This is a genomic window from Enterobacter cloacae complex sp. P42RS, assembly GCF_014930595.1.
Taxonomy (GTDB): domain Bacteria; phylum Pseudomonadota; class Gammaproteobacteria; order Enterobacterales; family Enterobacteriaceae; genus Enterobacter; species Enterobacter bugandensis.
On the sequence record NZ_JADBRK010000013.1, the window covers coordinates 43,304 to 58,765 of the forward strand.

General features: G+C 56.8%; 16 protein-coding genes. 7 read left to right on the plus strand and 9 right to left on the minus strand.

All coding sequences use genetic code 11. The annotated features are described in order from the left end of the window. Nucleotides 1-130: 130 nt before the first annotated feature. The 5 genes from IM314_RS15575 (at nucleotide 131) to cysE (ending at nucleotide 3,240) form a co-directional block, all read left to right on the plus strand. The gene (locus tag IM314_RS15575) at nucleotides 131-562 is read left to right on the plus strand and encodes a rhodanese-like domain-containing protein (RefSeq protein ID WP_014882007.1); all 432 of its coding nucleotides are present in this window, start codon (nucleotides 131-133) and stop codon (nucleotides 560-562) included. A gap of 11 nt (nucleotides 563-573) precedes the next feature. Next, nucleotides 574-825 carry a glutaredoxin 3 gene (gene grxC, locus IM314_RS15580; RefSeq protein ID WP_028015037.1) on the plus strand — a complete coding sequence of 84 codons (252 nt, stop codon included), beginning with the start codon at nucleotides 574-576 and terminating at the stop codon, nucleotides 823-825. A 32-nt stretch (nucleotides 826-857) separates the two neighbouring features. Further along, nucleotides 858-1,325 carry a protein-export chaperone SecB gene (secB, locus tag IM314_RS15585; protein ID WP_003860835.1) on the plus strand — a complete coding sequence of 156 codons (468 nt, stop codon included), beginning with the start codon at nucleotides 858-860 and terminating at the stop codon, nucleotides 1,323-1,325. Beyond that, nucleotides 1,325-2,344, plus strand: coding sequence for an NAD(P)H-dependent glycerol-3-phosphate dehydrogenase (gene gpsA, locus IM314_RS15590; RefSeq protein ID WP_045630251.1), 1,020 nt, complete (start codon nucleotides 1,325-1,327; stop codon nucleotides 2,342-2,344). Before secB ends, gpsA begins: the two co-directional genes overlap by 1 nt. 74 nt (nucleotides 2,345-2,418) lie before the next feature. Continuing rightward, nucleotides 2,419-3,240 carry a serine O-acetyltransferase gene (gene cysE / locus IM314_RS15595; RefSeq protein ID WP_008502718.1) on the plus strand — a complete coding sequence of 274 codons (822 nt, stop codon included), beginning with the start codon at nucleotides 2,419-2,421 and terminating at the stop codon, nucleotides 3,238-3,240. Here cysE and trmL read toward each other — a convergent pair. The 9 genes from trmL to IM314_RS15640 form a co-directional block, all read right to left on the minus strand. Beyond that, nucleotides 3,237-3,710: a tRNA (uridine(34)/cytosine(34)/5-carboxymethylaminomethyluridine(34)-2'-O)-methyltransferase TrmL gene (gene trmL / locus IM314_RS15600; RefSeq protein ID WP_028015039.1), complete on the minus strand. Its 474-nt coding sequence runs from the start codon at nucleotides 3,708-3,710 to the stop codon at nucleotides 3,237-3,239. The genes cysE and trmL overlap by 4 nt on opposite strands. A 45-nt stretch (nucleotides 3,711-3,755) precedes the next feature. Beyond that, entirely contained in the window at nucleotides 3,756-5,096 is a 1,341-nt protein-coding gene (locus IM314_RS15605; protein WP_193359176.1) for an aromatic acid/H+ symport family MFS transporter, read from the minus strand. A 181-nt stretch (nucleotides 5,097-5,277) separates the two neighbouring features. Beyond that, nucleotides 5,278-6,465, minus strand: a complete 1,188-nt coding sequence (gene lldD / locus IM314_RS15610; RefSeq protein WP_047363326.1) for an FMN-dependent L-lactate dehydrogenase LldD — start codon at nucleotides 6,463-6,465, stop codon at nucleotides 5,278-5,280. Next, nucleotides 6,462-7,235 (minus strand): transcriptional regulator LldR, encoded by a 774-nt coding sequence (lldR, locus tag IM314_RS15615; protein WP_047363328.1) that lies wholly within the window; start codon nucleotides 7,233-7,235, stop codon nucleotides 6,462-6,464. Before lldR ends, lldD begins: the two co-directional genes overlap by 4 nt. Continuing rightward, nucleotides 7,232-8,887: an L-lactate permease gene (lldP, locus tag IM314_RS15620; protein WP_041911646.1), complete on the minus strand. Its 1,656-nt coding sequence runs from the start codon at nucleotides 8,885-8,887 to the stop codon at nucleotides 7,232-7,234. The genes lldR and lldP overlap by 4 nt, the downstream gene beginning before the upstream one ends. A 271-nt stretch (nucleotides 8,888-9,158) precedes the next feature. Continuing rightward, complete coding sequence (locus IM314_RS15625; RefSeq protein ID WP_015572767.1) at nucleotides 9,159-9,521, minus strand: YibL family ribosome-associated protein; 363 nt, start codon at nucleotides 9,519-9,521, stop codon at nucleotides 9,159-9,161. Between the two features lie 57 nt (nucleotides 9,522-9,578). Beyond that, on the minus strand, nucleotides 9,579-10,169 hold the full coding sequence (gene mtlR, locus IM314_RS15630; RefSeq protein ID WP_041911645.1) for a mannitol operon repressor MtlR: 591 nt from the start codon (nucleotides 10,167-10,169) through the stop codon (nucleotides 9,579-9,581). Next, complete coding sequence (gene mtlD / locus IM314_RS15635) at nucleotides 10,166-11,314, minus strand: mannitol-1-phosphate 5-dehydrogenase (RefSeq protein ID WP_032644949.1); 1,149 nt, start codon at nucleotides 11,312-11,314, stop codon at nucleotides 10,166-10,168. The genes mtlR and mtlD overlap by 4 nt, the downstream gene beginning before the upstream one ends. A gap of 102 nt (nucleotides 11,315-11,416) precedes the next feature. Next, a complete protein-coding gene (locus tag IM314_RS15640) occupies nucleotides 11,417-13,324 on the minus strand; it encodes a PTS mannitol transporter subunit IICBA (protein ID WP_028015047.1) in 1,908 nt (635 codons plus the stop codon). Between the two features lie 634 nt (nucleotides 13,325-13,958). Between IM314_RS15640 and IM314_RS15645 the strand changes: the two genes are divergently transcribed. Both IM314_RS15645 and IM314_RS15650 read left to right on the plus strand, forming a co-directional pair. Next, nucleotides 13,959-14,315 carry a DUF3302 domain-containing protein gene (locus tag IM314_RS15645; RefSeq protein WP_062935823.1) on the plus strand — a complete coding sequence of 119 codons (357 nt, stop codon included), beginning with the start codon at nucleotides 13,959-13,961 and terminating at the stop codon, nucleotides 14,313-14,315. Nucleotides 14,316-14,317: 2 nt separating this feature from the next. Beyond that, nucleotides 14,318-15,454, plus strand: a complete 1,137-nt coding sequence (locus IM314_RS15650) for an HlyD family secretion protein (protein WP_048958477.1) — start codon at nucleotides 14,318-14,320, stop codon at nucleotides 15,452-15,454. Nucleotides 15,455-15,462: the final 8 nt, after the last annotated feature.

The window sequence follows — 15,462 nt, forward strand, 5'->3', positions numbered from 1 at the left end:
TGAGGCATTTTTTTAGGTGGCATGCCGCAGAAAATGGATTAGGTTATGGTCGCTGGCTGTATTTGCCAGAACGCACAGGTATACTCCTGTCCTGGTTTTTTTATCACTTAGTCGGGAGTAGTTACCCTCCATGCAAGAAATTATGCAATTCGTTAGCCGCCATCCGGTACTGAGCATCGCGTGGATTGGCCTGCTGGCTGCTGTGCTGTTCACCACATTTAAGAGCCTGACGTCTAAGATTAAGGTTATCACCCGTGGTGAAGCGACGCGTCTGATTAACAAAGAAGATGCCGTCGTTGTCGATCTGCGTCAGCGTGACGATTTCCGTAAAGGTCACATTGCCGGCGCAATCAACCTGTTGCCAGCTGAAATCAAAGCCAACAACGTTGGTGAGCTTGAGAAACACAAAGCCCAGCCCATTATCGTTGTGGATGCGACCGGTATGCAGGCGCAGGAATCTGCCAGCGCGCTTTACAAAGCGGGCTTCGAAAACGTAACGGTACTGAAAGAAGGGATTTCCGGCTGGAGCGGGGAAAATCTTCCTTTGGTACGCGGTAAATAAGGAGTTCAGTCATGGCCAATATTGAGATCTACACCAAAGCGACGTGCCCGTTCTGCCACCGTGCGAAAGCGCTGCTGAGCAGCAAAGGCGTCACGTTCCAGGAACTGCCGATCGACGGTGACGCGATCAAACGCGAAGAGATGATCCAACGTAGTGGTCGTACGACGGTTCCGCAGATTTTTATTGATGCGCAGCACATTGGCGGCTGTGATGACTTGTATGCGCTCGACGCCCGTGGTGGACTCGATCCGCTGCTGAGCTAAGAGACTTTAGGACAATTAAAAAGGGTATTTCCATGTCAGAACAAAACAACACCGAAATGACTTTCCAGATCCAGCGTATCTACACCAAGGATGTCTCTTTCGAAGCGCCAAATGCGCCGCACGTTTTCCAGAAAGACTGGCAGCCAGAGGTTAAACTTGATCTGGATACCGCATCCACCCAGCTGGCGGATGACGTGTATGAAGTCGTACTGCGTGTGACCGTGACCGCCTCTCTGGGCGAAGAAACTGCATTCCTGTGCGAAGTACAGCAGGGCGGTATCTTCTCCATCGGCGGCATCGAAGGCAACCAGATGGCGCATTGCCTGGGTGCATACTGCCCGAACATCCTGTTCCCGTATGCCCGTGAATGCATCACCAGCCTGGTTTCTCGCGGTACATTCCCGCAACTGAACCTTGCGCCAGTGAACTTTGATGCGCTGTTCATGAACTATCTGCAGCAGCAGGCTGGCGAAGGTGCCGAACAACATCAGGATGCCTGATGAGCACTGTTAATGCGTCAATGACTGTGATCGGTGCCGGCTCATACGGCACCGCTCTTGCCATCACGCTGGCAAGAAATGGTCACGACGTGGTCCTGTGGGGCCACGATCCAAAACATATCGCCACGCTGCAGCGCGACCGTTGCAATGTGGCGTTTCTCCCGGACGTTCCGTTCCCTGACACCCTGCACCTGGAAAGCGATCTTGCAACCGCGCTGGCGGCCAGCCGCAACATTTTGATTGTGGTGCCAAGCCATGTCTTTGGCGACGTGCTGAATCAAATCAAGCCGCTGATGCGCCCGGATGCGCGTATCGTCTGGGCGACCAAAGGGCTGGAAGCGGAAACCGGACGTCTGCTGCAGGACGTTGCCCGCGAAGCGCTGGGGGATGAGATCCCGCTGGCGGTCATCTCCGGGCCGACCTTTGCCAAAGAGCTGGCTGCGGGCCTGCCGACGGCGATCTCGCTGGCATCCACCGATCAGGCCTTCTCCGACGATCTCCAGCAATTGCTGCACTGCGGCAAGAGCTTCCGCGTCTACAGCAACCCCGATTTTATCGGCGTGCAGTTGGGTGGCGCGGTGAAGAACGTGATTGCCATCGGGGCCGGGATGTCTGACGGTATTGGATTTGGCGCCAACGCGCGTACGGCGTTGATTACCCGCGGCTTAACCGAGATGTCCCGTCTGGGCGAAGCGCTGGGTGCCGATCCGGCCACCTTTATGGGGATGGCGGGTCTGGGGGATCTGGTGCTGACCTGTACCGATAACCAGTCTCGTAACCGCCGCTTTGGCATGATGCTCGGACAGGGCAGCGATGTAAAAAGCGCGCAGGAGAAGATTGGACAGGTGGTGGAAGGCTACCGCAATACCAAAGAAGTCCGCGAATTGGCGCACCGGTTTGGTGTCGAAATGCCAATAACCGAGGAAATTTATCAGGTATTGTATTGCGGAAAAAATGCGCGCGAGGCAGCATTGACCCTATTAGGTCGTGCGCGCAAGGACGAGCGCAGCAGTAACTAGTCGGAACCGTTGTCACCTGAATGACCCAGCCAGCGCAGAACTGGCTGGTCATTAACTATCGTCTGGAGTTAGCAATGCCGTGTGAAGAACTGGATATCGTCTGGAATAATATTAAAGCCGAAGCCCGCGCTTTGGCCGACTGTGAGCCTATGCTGGCCAGTTTCTATCACGCGACGCTACTCAAGCACGAAAACCTCGGCAGCGCCCTGAGCTATATGCTCGCCAATAAGCTGGCTTCCTCGATCATGCCCGCGATTGCGATTCGTGAGGTGGTGGAAGAGGCTTACGCCGCTGACCCGGAAATGATTGCGTCTGCCGCCTGCGACATTCAGGCCGTACGCACGCGCGATCCGGCGGTGGATAAATATTCTACGCCGCTTCTCTACCTGAAAGGCTTCCACGCGCTGCAGGCGTACCGCATTGGCCACTGGCTGTGGAATGAAGGCCGCCGCGCGCTGGCGATCTTCCTGCAAAACCAGGTTTCCGTGACGTTTCAGGTTGATATTCACCCGGCGGCAAAGATTGGCCGCGGGATCATGCTCGACCACGCCACCGGGATCGTTGTCGGGGAAACGGCGGTGATTGAAGACGACGTCTCGATCCTGCAGTCGGTTACCCTGGGCGGTACCGGGAAAACCAGCGGCGATCGCCACCCGAAAATTCGTGAAGGGGTGATGATTGGCGCGGGGGCTAAAATCCTCGGCAATATCGAAGTCGGGCGCGGCGCGAAGATCGGCGCGGGGTCGGTTGTGCTCCAGCCCGTGCCGCCGCACACCACCGCCGCTGGCGTACCGGCGCGCATCGTTGGTAAGCCAGACAGCGATAAGCCGTCGATGGATATGGATCAGCACTTCAACGGCATTCACCATACCTTCGAGTATGGTGACGGCATTTAACTTCTGAGAATGGCGCCCGGGTAACCCAGCTGGCGCCAGGCTTCATACACCACCACCGACACCGCGTTCGACAGATTCATGCTGCGGCTGTCCGGCATCATCGGAATACGGATTTTCTGCTCAGCGGGCAGGGCATCCAGGATCGTGGCCGGTAGACCGCGGGTTTCCGGGCCAAACATCAGATAGTCACCCTCCTGATAGCTCACGGCGCTGTGCGCTGGCGTGCCTTTGGTGGTAAGGGCGAACATGCGCTGCGGCTTCTCTGCTTCCAGAAACGCGGCGTAATCGTGATGGCGAACCACGGCGGTAAATTCATGGTAATCCAGCCCCGCGCGGCGCAGGCGTTTGTCGTCCCACGTAAAGCCCATCGGCTCGATGATGTGCAGACGAAAACCGGTGTTGGCGCACAGGCGGATGATATTGCCGGTGTTCGGCGGAATTTCTGGTTCGAATAAAACGATGTTAAGCATGCTGCCCCCTTAATTGCGGGGGCAGAATAGCAGAAAAGAGAGGAACTACGCGACGCCGGGTTCCTGCGAGCGGCTGTACAGCATTTTGTAGACGGTTGCCGCCGCGGCTAGCAGGGCGGGCACGCTGAGGATCATTAAAATACTGTCTGCCTGCCACTGCAGGGAAAGAAGCTGGGCGCTGGTCATGGTTCCCGCCACGCCGCCAAAGCGGCCGATGCCCTGCATCCAGGCGATGCCCGTCGCGCGGCACTCGGTAGGGTAAAAGGTGGCGGCCAGGGTTTGCATGCCCGACTGCGCGCCGTTCATCGCGATCCCCATCAGGAAAATCAGCCCGCCAAACAGGGCGATATGGTTATGCTCAAGGCCAAGCAAAAGAATCAGGCCCATCGTCAGCACAAAACCACCTGCGACCACCTTGTGCGCTTCCCAGCGGTCCATCATCCAGCCCGCGAGCAGAATGCCTGCGGTGCCGCCAAAGGTAAACAGCGAGGTGAGCCAGGCGGATTCCGCCAGGGCATAACCCATGCCCTGCATCAGCGTCGGCATCCAGCTAAGCAGGACGTAGTAAATCACCAGCCCCATAAAATAAGTCACCCACAGCATCAGGGTGCCGGGTAGCCAGGGCATGGAAAACAGCTGCCCCACGCTTCCTTTTTTAGACGCGGCTTTCTCTTCCGCCAGGAAAAAGCCCGTAACGCTCTCCAGCGTGCTGCGGCTGAACCGGCTGGCAATGCGGCGAACCTGCGCGACGTCTTTCCCGCGCTGCACCAGAAACTTCACCGATTCCGGCAGCAGCAGCGCCAGCAGCACGGTTAAAATCAGCGGCGCAATCGCGCCGGTCAGCAGCACGCTTCGCCAACCGTGGTGGGGAATAAGCCAGGAAGAGATCGCCCCGCCGCCCGCTGCACCCAGAGGGAAGCCGCAGTACATGGTATTAATCGCCATGGCGCGGCAGCGCTGGGGGGCGAACTCTGAGATCAGCGTGATGGCGTTTGGCATGGCGGCGCCGAGCCCGAGACCCGTCAGAAAGCGCCACAGCGTCAGGGTATTCAGGCTTTGCGCCCAGGCCGTCCCCAGGCTCGCCAGGCCGAAGAACAGGCACGAAAAGACCAGCACGCGCTTGCGTCCCATCCGGTCCGATACCGGACCTGCAATAAGGGCTCCCAGCGACAGCCCCAGCAGCGCCGCACTCAGCACCGGCCCCAAATCCTGTTTGTGTATTCCCCACTCCGCCGACAGCGTAGGCGCGATGTAGCCCATCGCTGCCGTATCAAAACCATCGATCGCCAGAACCAGAAAGCCCAGCACGATAAGAAGCCAGTGAAACCCTGAAAAAGGACTCTCGTCGATCACCTGCTGAATATCCACCTTACCTGAATAGGTCATACGCTCCCCTCCGATGTGATGTTATTTTTGTGTTCTTGTATTTGCTTGTCTATACAATTGCGAACGGGAGGGATGTGTCAAATTTTCTTATCCAGAATGTTACGCAGGTGTTATTTTCGACAAAAAAAAGCGCCCGAGGGGGAAATCGGACGCATGGAAAAGGTGGGGTAACGGGAGAGGATCAGGCCGCGTCGCCATGTGACAGCGGAGCCAGCGCCGCCGGCAGTTTACTCAGCTCCTGAACCAGCGAATCCTTGCTGATTTCACTGATCGACTTCGCGCCGGTCAGGGTCATCGCCACCTTCATCTCTTTCTCGATCAGGTTCAGCAGGTTTGCCACACCTGCCTGACCGGCCGTCGCCAGGGCGTAAAGATATGCGCGTCCCAGCAGCACGCTGTCGGCACCCAGCGCAATCATGCGCACTACGTCCAGGCCGTTGCGAATGCCGCTGTCGGCCAGTATCGCGATATCCCCTTTTACCGCATCGGCAATGGCCGGCAGGGCGCGGGCGGAAGAGAGCACGCCGTCGAGCTGACGTCCGCCGTGGTTAGAGACCACAATCCCGTCTGCACCAAAGCGTACCGCATCGCGGGCATCTTCCGGGTCGAGGATCCCTTTGATCACCATCGGGCCGTCCCAGAATTCGCGGATCCACTCCAGGTCTTTCCAGGAGATCGACGGATCGAAGTTGTTCGCCAGCCAGCCGATGTAATCCTCCAGCCCGGTCGGTTTGCCAAGGTAGGCCGAGATGTTCCCCAGATCGTGCGGTCGGCCGTTCAGACCCACATCCCACGCCCACTGCGGATGCGTTACCGCCTGCCAGTAGCGGCGCAGGGCAGCGTTCGGGCCGCTCATGCCGGAGTGCGCATCGCGGTAGCGCGCGCCGGGGGTCGGCATATCAACGGTAAAGACCAGCGTGGAGCAGCCCGCCGCTTTAGCGCGCTCCAGGGCGTTACGCATAAAGCCGCGATCGCGCAGGACGTACAGCTGGAACCACATCGGGCGCTTGAGGGTCGGGGCGACCTCTTCAATCGGACAGACCGAGACGGTAGAGAGGGTAAACGGAATGCCTTTAGCATCTGCCGCGGCGGCGGCCTGCACTTCGCCCCGGCGGGCATACATGCCGCATAAGCCGACAGGTGCGAGCGCTACCGGCATGGAAAGCGTTTCGTTGAACAGTTTCGTCTCAAGGCTCAGGTCAGACATATTCTTCAGCACGCGCTGGCGCAGGGCCACTTCTGACAGATCCTCCACGTTGCGGCGCAGGGTGTATTCGGCATACGCCCCACCGTCGATGTAGTGGAACAGGAACGGCGGCAAAATGCGCTGCGCCGCGGCGCGGTAGTCACTGGCTGCTGAAATAATCATGCTTTGTTCTCCCTGGAAATATCACTTTCGCCAGGCAGACGGGTAATACGCGCCTGTCGGGCCTGGTCTTCATCAAATCGTTTAATGGTGGTGTGCACGAAGCCGAGATGCGCCATCATCGCCTTGCGCGCGGCTTCGGCATCGCCGGCCAGAATGGCGTTGAGCACCGCCTCGTGCTGTTCGGTCAGTTGGGCAAAGACCGGTGGGACCAGATACATGCGCTGGCGGCTCTGCTTCACGGAGGATTGCAGCAGGTCGAAGAACCCGCGCATGGTCTGGAGCAGCACCACGTTGTGCGACGCCTCGGCGATTGCCAGATGGAAACGCACGTCCGCCTGGGAGGCGATGTCCGGGTCGCTGCTTTGCGTGGCCTCAAAGCAGGCGATGAGTTTCTCTTTGTCGGCGTCGGTTGCCCGCATCGCTGCGTGCCATGCGGTACTGGTTTCGATAGCGTGACGCGCTTCAAGAATGTCGAAGCTGTAGTCCGGGTCGTTTTCCAGCAGCGTCTTCAGCGGCTGCACGATGTTTTGCTCGGACCAGTCATCATGCTGCCAGCGCACAAAGGTGCCGCCGCCGCGACGGCTCACCAGTACGCCTTCGCTGACCAGCGTCGCCAGCGCCTCGCGCAATGAGTTACGCGATACGCCAAGCCGGGCGGCAAGCTGGCGCTCGGCGGGCAATTTCATGCCCGCTTCCAGTTGTTGTTCTTCAATCAGCGCCCGCACGCGAGAGGCAATCTCGTCGGACAGGCGTCTGGGCATCACTATCATGGGATCATCCAGGTTAAGACATAGGCCTGCAGGGTGGTGATCACGCCCACCATGCAGGTGAATATCAGGCTGTGTTTAACGGTAAAGCGGAACAGGTCCGACTCTTTGCCTACCAGTCCCACCGCGGCACAGGCAATGGCGATGGACTGCGGGGAGATCATTTTGCCGGTCACGCCGCCGGTGGTGTTCGCGGCGACCAGCAGCACGTCCGACACGCCAATCTGCTGCGCAGCCGTCGCCTGCAGGGCGGCAAACAGGGCGTTAGACGAGGTATCTGAACCCGTCAGGAACACCCCCAGCCAGCCGAGGAACGGCGAGAAGAAGGTGAACGCGTGGCCGGTGTGCGCCAGCGCTAACGCCAGCGTCGACGACAGGCCGGAGTAGTTCGAGATAAACGCGAACGCCAGCACCATGCCGATGGAGTAGATCGGCAGCAACAGCTCTTTAATCGTTGCCGCAAAAGTCTGTACCGCGGCGGCAGGCTTCATGCGCAGCCACACCACGGAAAGGAGTGCCGCAAACAGGATGGCCGTACCGGTGGCGGAGAACCAGTCAAACTTAAACACTGCCGCATACGGGGTGGCGGCGTGCACGACCGGCGGCATACGGGCAACCATCTTGTCGAGGAACGGCACGGAGATGTTAATCACCATGTCGTACAGCGCGCCGCCCGGGGCGAACAGCGCCTTAAACGGCGGTATGCTCCACAGCGTCACGGTAGCGGTCAGGAACAGGAACGGCGACCAGGCGCGGACGATCTGTCCTGCGGTATAGCCGGTGCGGGCGAGGGTCTGATCTACGTGTGATGCGCCCATGTCGGCAAAGCGGAAGATACGCACCGGCTGCCAGCGTTTCAGGAACAGCGTCAGACAGACCAGCGACACCAGGGAAGAGATGATGTCCGGCAGTTCCGGGCCAAGGAAGTTTGAGCTGAGATACTGGGCAATCGCGAACGAACCGCCCGCCACCATCACCGCAGGCCAGGTCTCCTTCACGCCGCGCCAGCCGTCCATAATCGCCATGATCCAGAACAGCACGATAATGGTCAGGAACGGCAGCTGGCGGCCAACCATCTGACCAATCTCGAAGCTGTCCAGACCGGTCACCTGACCCGCGACCAAAATCGGAATCCCCATCGCGCCAAACGCCACCGGTGCGGTGTTCACAATCAGGCACAGGCCAGCGGCGTACAGCGGGTTAAAGCCCAACCCGACCAGCAGCGCGGCGGTGATCGCCACCGGTGCGCCGAATCCTGCCGCGCCTTCCAGAAACGCCCCGAAGGAGAAGCCGACAATCAGCATCTGCAGACGCTGGTCCGGGGTGATGGAGAGAATCGACGAACGAATGATGTCGAACTGCCCGGTCTTTACCGAGATTTTATAGACAAAGACCGCGGCGATGATGATCCACGCAATCGGCCACAGGCCGTAGAAGAAACCGTAGACAACGGAGGCCAGCGCGCGGTCGACCGGCATCTTGTAGAAGAACAGCGCCACCAGCAGGGCGATGGCGACGGTGTACGTCGCGGCAAGGTAGCCCTTCAGCTTGAGCTTAATCAGCGCAAAGAAGAAGAACAGGATCGGTAGCGATGCGATCAGGCTCGACAGCCAGATATTGCCGGCCGGGTCGTAGTTTTGTTGCCAGAGGCTCATGCAGGTCTCCTGGGGACCAGACAGCCTGTGCTGCGGGTGAGTCTCCGCTCAACTCTGCGTCACAAACTGTGTAAGAGTGGTCCTGCCAATATTGTGTTGTAGGGTTAATGACAATGAATGGTTAACCAGATGTTATGGAGTGGCAATGGTTTTGTGAGCGCAAATAATGGAATTGTGAACCGGGGGAGGATTGATTGCGCTATTGGTTGGACCAATTCACGCGAAGGGGAAAAGAACAGGCCGGGTAAGCGCAGCGCCACCCGGCATGAAATCAGAATGCGGTCTTACAAAAACCCGTCATCTCTTTGAGGCCCATTTCGCGGCCAAGCTCGGTCATCGGGTGCACCACCACCAGACCACGGACGCTTTTCTTCAGCTTGCCCATGTCAGCCTGCTCTTTTTTGGTGATCGCGCGGCGGTGCGGCATGTTCATCAGCTTCTGCGCTTCTTTGCTCAACTTCTGGCCTTTCACTTCGCGCAGGCGCTCAATCTCCGCTTCCAGCTTCACGGACTCTTTTTCCAGTTCGGCATATTTCTCGGCGGAATCAACCAGAGACAGGCCAGCCATCTGGTGACGGATCAGATCCAGACGGTCGCTCAGGCGTTTAATTTCGTTCTTTTCGACTTCTTTCATGACAATTGACTCTAAATCGGGGGAATTACAGGGAAGGATACACCAATGTGAACGGGCTTACTTCTGAAACGCTTTTTTTAAGCTGATTTTAGAAATCAGCTCAGTCAGGGAGAGGACCATAGTGGAACGGACAACCTGTTGATAACGCAGCTTTTGCATAGCGTACAGCTCAGGGTCGCTGTTATCAAAATGAGGAGCAGGGGGCAGGGCGGCCACGCAGTGCAACTCGCCGAAGGGCCCCAGGATCTCATCATCGGTAAAAGTGTACTCATTACCGTCATGATTGAGCTCTTCGCGCAGCGCCATTAACAGTTCAGCGTCTTCATACTCCTGGCGGTTGAGCACGCCAAGACCATAAATCAGCTTCAGACGCACCGACAGATCGCCCAGCGGTCCGTCTCCGTCCAGTAACGGTTCTACAGCGTACTTTACCGCGTAGTCGTCTTTGCGAAACACCTGAAGCACCAGAATGTTCACCGCCTCGGTTAACAGCTCGACGGCGGCAATCAGGAAACTTCGTACGGTTTTGCCAGCATTCAGACGCTCAAGCACACGATTTTCAAAGGCCTGGGTTTGTTCCATTATTGCCTGCATATCTGACAATCTGTTATTCGGGCGCAGGCTTACCTGCGCCGGATTCTGAATCATTTGGTTGCGTTGTATGCGTTAACCGCCTCCGCAACCACGTCGCTGCTGGCGTCCAGACCGGAAATCTGCGCCAGCGCAGCCTGCGCGCCTTTGTCATCAATCAGCTGAGCCAGCTCAATCGCCTGCGGGTCCTGCTCGCTGCGGTAGTGCATCGCGGCAGCAATTCCTTTCACCAGGTTGGCGTGCGGCAGACCGTATTCCAGCGTGCCCAGCAGCGGCTTAATCAGGCGGTCGCCCGCGCTCAGCTTACGCAGCGGCTGACGGCCCACGCGCTCAACGTCATCTTTCAGATACGGGTTTTCAAAACGACCGAGGATTTTCTGGATGTATGCTGCGTGTTTATCAGCATCAAAACCGTAGCGTTTGATCAGCACCGCGCCGCTCTCTTCCATTGCCCCTTTCACCACCGCGCGGATCTGCTCATCGAGGATCGCGTCGCGAATGGTCTGATGACCGGCCAACTTTCCGAGGTACGCGGTTATAGCATGCCCGGTGTTCAGCGTGAAGAGTTTGCGTTCGACAAATGCCATCAGGTTATCAGTGAGTTCCATACCCGGAATGGTCGGCAGCGCGCCCTTGAACTGAGTTTTATCGACGATCCACTCGCTGAAGGTTTCAACAGTGACTTCCAGCGGATCGTTGGTGGCGGATTCGGACGGCGGAACGATACGGTCAACAGCGGAATCCACAAACCCGACGTGCGCTTCAACCCAGGCTTTATCTTCCTCAGCCACGGCCGCCATAACGTGACCTTTCAGCTGCGTGGTGCCGCGCACCATGTTTTCACAGGCGATGATGTTCAGCGGTGTTTCAATGCCCTGTGCTTTACGCTTCGTCAGGCCTTTCGCGACCGCAGGAGCAATACGTTCAAGCACCACCGGACCCACGGCGGTGGTTACCAGATCAACGCTGGCGATCAGGTCAATCACGTCGTCGCCGATGCTGCTGACCGCGTTGACGCCAGAGACGGTTTCAACCTGTTCGTTTTCACCCACCACATGAACCTGATAGCTATGACGGGCATTCAGGGCATCCAGAACCACCTGATTCACATCGGCGAATGTCAGGGTAATGCCCGCGTCTGCCAGCAGTTTACCGATAAAGCCACGACCGATATTACCTGCGCCAAAATGTAATGCTTTCATAGTGTTAACCTTCATCAATGTTTTTACCCGAGAGGGCTGGGGTGAGGAACGTTTCCCCCTCACCCTAGCCCTCTCCCCGAAGGGGAGAGGGAAGAGGCGCTGCTATTTGTTGAGCAGGGCCAGAACTTCTTCAACGCTTTCAGTTTGTGCCAGGCGCTCGATGACGGACTCATCATCCAGCGCGTTGGTCAGGCTGGTAATCACCTGAATATGCTCGTTGTTGCGAGCTGCGATACCAATCACCAGACGGGCGATGTCGTCCTCTTCTTCACCGAAGCGCACGCCGTCAGGATACTGACAGAACACCACGCCGGTTTTCAGCACGCGGTCTTTCGCTTCAACCGTACCGTGCGGAACCGCGATGGATTCACCCAGGTAGGTTGGCGTCAGTTTTTCACGTTCCAGCATCGCGTCAACGTATTCTGGCTGAACGTAGCCGCCCTTCACCAGCTGTTCACCGGCAAAGCGAATCGCCTCTTCTTTGGTGCTCGCGGTACGGCCGAGGAAGATGTTCTCCGCGCCCAGCTTAAACAGGTGAGCGTTGCTCTCGTCAAAGCTGTCCTGCAGGCTGGTGCGCACTTTCACTTCGTTGTCTTCGTGGCGCTGCGCGGCAACCAGACGTTCGGTCAGGCTGGTGTACAGGCCGCTGTCCAGGAAGTTGGTCAGCGAGATGTGCTGTGCCTGCGGTACCTGACGCATAGCGCGCTCGGTCAGATCGCGGTGCGTGATGACCAGGTCAACGTCCGGCGGCAGGTTGTTAATCGCGCTGTTGGTTACGGAGATGTTGGTCAGGCCCGCATCCTGCACTTTCTTACGCAGCACGCCGGCACCCATTGCGCTGGAACCCATACCGGCGTCGCAGGCAACGATGATTTTACGCACGTGGCTCAGGTCGTTAGAAACATCGCCAGCCGCCAGTGGGGTCGCACCTTTGGATTCGGCTTTCATGTCGTGCATACGACGGGTTGCCGCTTCGATATCGTCGTCTTCTTTCACCTTGCTGGTTTTCAGCAGGATAGAAGAGACCACGAAGGAGACCGCCATCGCCGCACAGATCGCCGCGATGTTCGCGAAGTACGCGCCTTTCGGCGTCATCGCCAGCACCGCCAGGATAGAGCCTGGAGAAGCAGGGGAGACCAGACCGCCGCCCAGCACGCTCAGGGTGAACACACCAGTCATACCGCCGAGGATAACGGCCAGGATCAGACGTGGGTTCATCAGCACGTACGGGAAGTAAATTTCGTGGATACCGCCCAGGAAGTGGATGATAGCCGCGCCGCCAGCAGACTGCTTCGCGCTGCCGCGACCAAAGAACATGTACGCCAGCAGAACGCCCATACCCGGACCCGGGTTCGCTTCAATCAGGAAGAAGATGGACTTGCCGAGATCGTGAGACTGCTGAATACCCAGCGGCGAGAAGATACCGTGGTTAATGGCGTTGTTCAGGAACAGGATTTTCGCCGGTTCAACGAAGATAGACGCCAGCGGCAGCATGTCGTGCGCCACCATGAAGTTAACGCCCGCCGCCAGCAGTTTGGACAGCACTTCAACAGCCGGACCAATGCCGAGGAACGCCAGAATCGCGAGGATCATCCCGATGATGCCCGCAGAGAAGTTGTTCACCAGCATTTCGAAGCCGGACTTGATCTTGCCATCAACCCAGACGTCGAATTTCTTAATCGCCCAGCCGCCCAGAGGACCGGCAATCATCGCACCGAGGAACATCGGCATATCCGCACCGACGATCACGCCCATGGTTGTGATGGCACCCACGACGCCACCACGGTCACCGCCCACCAGACGACCACCGGTATAACCGATGAGCAGCGGCAGGAGATAGGTAATCATTGGGCCAACAAGTTTCGCCAGCGTTTCGTTAGGCAACCACCCTGTCGGAATGAACAATGCGGTGATAATACCCCACGCGATAAACGCGCCGATATTTGGCATCACCATGTTGCTGAGGAAACGACCAAAGCTTTGAACTTTGATCTTGAAATCGGATGACATAAAACACCCCTTCTTCTGTTTACGCTTAGGCTTGCGGCCCGAGGTTTATTGTTAATGAGGCGGCAGAGGTAGCCGGACCCTGTTCTGATGCTGTGAAATCTGGCACTGAATCGTTCAACTGTCCAGATAGCGGAATTTTGTGTGATGTATGTCACGTAAATGTAGGGGGTATGGCGTTGAATGAAGTGATCTGAGTCACAAAACAGGTGGGTAAAAAAAATACGATGGCGAAAAATAGAGCAAAAACCACCTCTTTATGTGATTGATATCACATTTTGTTTTTGCGGGTTTGTTTCTGGATTGTGACTGGTTTCACAAAATATTTTTATGCGGATTTCTCCGACTGCGATCGGCGTCAGGACGGCCTCGAGTAACACGGAAAGCTAATAAAACAGTTTTCATATGTAGTATGGCGGAAAGTTGAAACCTGAATGACGCTCATAATGTAAGGTTGAGTATATTATTATTCAGGATATATTTTGACACGCTTATAAACTTGCGTGGAGATATTATAAAAACCGATACTCCCCGGCTCTGAAATAATCAGTGTGCCTTTTAAATTTAAAAATAAATTAATTAGGCTGCGTGCTGTTTTATTAATGTAATGAGTTGACGTTGTTTAAGTGAGCAGACTATGTTTCTCAACTATTTCGCGCTGGGCGTGTTGATTTTTGTATTTCTGGTTCTTTTTTACGGAATCATCGCCATCCATGACATCCCCTATAATATGGCTAAAAAGCGTAATCATCCCCATGCCGATGCTATTCATACGGCAGGCTGGATCAGCCTGTTTACGCTCCATGCCATCTGGCCGTTTCTGTGGATTTGGGCCACGCTGTACCGCGAAGATCGCGGCTGGGGCATGCAGAACCACATCACTAAGCCTGAGGAGGTTCCGGGGATGGATGCGCTGGCCAAACGCGTGGCCGAGTTAGAACACAAGCTGGCAGCGGTTCAGCCCTCTGATGATAAAAACACGCTGGAGCGCTAATCATGGATCTGTTGATTATTCTGACCTATGTGGCATTTGCCTGGGCAATCTTTAAAATATTCCGTATTCCGGTAAATCAGTGGACGCTTGCTACCGCGACGTTAGGCGGGGTGTTTATTGTTGCCGGACTCATTCTGCTAATGAACTATAACCATCCGTATACCTTTACGGCGCAAAAAGCGGTTATTTCTATTCCGATTACGCCGCAGGTCACGGGGGTGGTTAGTGAAGTGACCGATAAAAATAACCAGCTCATTAAAAAAGGCGAAGTGTTATTTAAACTGGATCCGGGCCGTTATCAGGCGCGCGTCGACAGACTGAAGGCGGACCTGGTGACAGCGACGCACAATATCGACACTCTGAAAGCGCAGCTTTCGGAAGCGGTTGCCAATACGACACGCGTCTCCGCTGAGCGCGATCGACTATATAAAGATTATCAGCGCTACCTCAAAGGCAGCCAGGCGAAGGTGAATCCGTTCTCTGAAAGCGATATTGATAACGCGCGGCAGAACTATCTGGCGCAGGATGCCATGGTGAAAGGCTCTGTTGCTGAACAGACGCAGATTCAAAGCCAGCTGGACAGCATGGTGAACGGCGAGCAGTCGCAGATTGCCTCGTTACGCGCCCAGCTTGCAGAAGCAAAATACAACCTCGATCAGACCGTGGTGCGCGCGCCGAGCAATGGCTATATCACCCAGGTGCTGATTCGTCCGGGAACCTATGCCGCCGCGCTGCCGCTGCGCCCGGTGATGGTCTTCATTCCTGAACAGAAGCGCCAGATTGTGGCCCAGTTCCGTCAGAACTCGCTGCTGCGTCTGAAGCCGGGCGATGAAGCGGAAGTGGTATTTAACGCGCTGCCGGGCCAGGTGTTCACCGGTAAGCTCACCAGCGTTCTGCCTGTGGTGCCGGGCGGGTCGTATCAGGCGCAGGGTGCCTTGCAGGCACTGACCGTTGCGCCGGGTACGGATGGGGTACAGGCGCTGATTGAACTGGAGCCTAACGCCGACGTCGATGCTTTGCCGGACGGTATTTATGCCCAGGTGGCGGTCTATTCGGATCATTTCGCCCACGTCTCGGTGATGCGTAAAGTGCTGCTGCGTATGACCAGCTGGATGCACTACCTCTATCTCGATCACTAATCCTTCCG

Bases quoted from the DNA above. Each gene is read 5' to 3' on its own strand.
- gpsA (WP_045630251.1), top strand. From the start codon at position 1,325: ATGAGCACTGTTAATGCGTCAATGACTGTGATCGGTGCCGGCTCATAC.
- IM314_RS15575 (WP_014882007.1), top strand. From the start codon at position 131: ATGCAAGAAATTATGCAATTCGTTAGCCGCCATCCGGTACTGAGCATC.
- secB (WP_003860835.1), top strand. From the start codon at position 858: ATGTCAGAACAAAACAACACCGAAATGACTTTCCAGATCCAGCGTATC.
- IM314_RS15650 (WP_048958477.1), top strand. From the start codon at position 14,318: ATGGATCTGTTGATTATTCTGACCTATGTGGCATTTGCCTGGGCAATC.
- mtlD (WP_032644949.1), bottom strand. From the start codon at position 11,314: ATGAAAGCATTACATTTTGGCGCAGGTAATATCGGTCGTGGCTTTATC.
- lldP (WP_041911646.1), bottom strand. From the start codon at position 8,887: ATGAGCCTCTGGCAACAAAACTACGACCCGGCCGGCAATATCTGGCTG.
- cysE (WP_008502718.1), top strand. From the start codon at position 2,419: ATGCCGTGTGAAGAACTGGATATCGTCTGGAATAATATTAAAGCCGAA.
- grxC (WP_028015037.1), top strand. From the start codon at position 574: ATGGCCAATATTGAGATCTACACCAAAGCGACGTGCCCGTTCTGCCAC.
- lldD (WP_047363326.1), bottom strand. From the start codon at position 6,465: ATGATTATTTCAGCAGCCAGTGACTACCGCGCCGCGGCGCAGCGCATT.
- IM314_RS15640 (WP_028015047.1), bottom strand. From the start codon at position 13,324: ATGTCATCCGATTTCAAGATCAAAGTTCAAAGCTTTGGTCGTTTCCTC.
- IM314_RS15645 (WP_062935823.1), top strand. From the start codon at position 13,959: ATGTTTCTCAACTATTTCGCGCTGGGCGTGTTGATTTTTGTATTTCTG.
- IM314_RS15625 (WP_015572767.1), bottom strand. From the start codon at position 9,521: ATGAAAGAAGTCGAAAAGAACGAAATTAAACGCCTGAGCGACCGTCTG.
- mtlR (WP_041911645.1), bottom strand. From the start codon at position 10,169: ATGATTCAGAATCCGGCGCAGGTAAGCCTGCGCCCGAATAACAGATTG.
- lldR (WP_047363328.1), bottom strand. From the start codon at position 7,235: ATGATAGTGATGCCCAGACGCCTGTCCGACGAGATTGCCTCTCGCGTG.
- trmL (WP_028015039.1), bottom strand. From the start codon at position 3,710: ATGCTTAACATCGTTTTATTCGAACCAGAAATTCCGCCGAACACCGGC.
- IM314_RS15605 (WP_193359176.1), bottom strand. From the start codon at position 5,096: ATGACCTATTCAGGTAAGGTGGATATTCAGCAGGTGATCGACGAGAGT.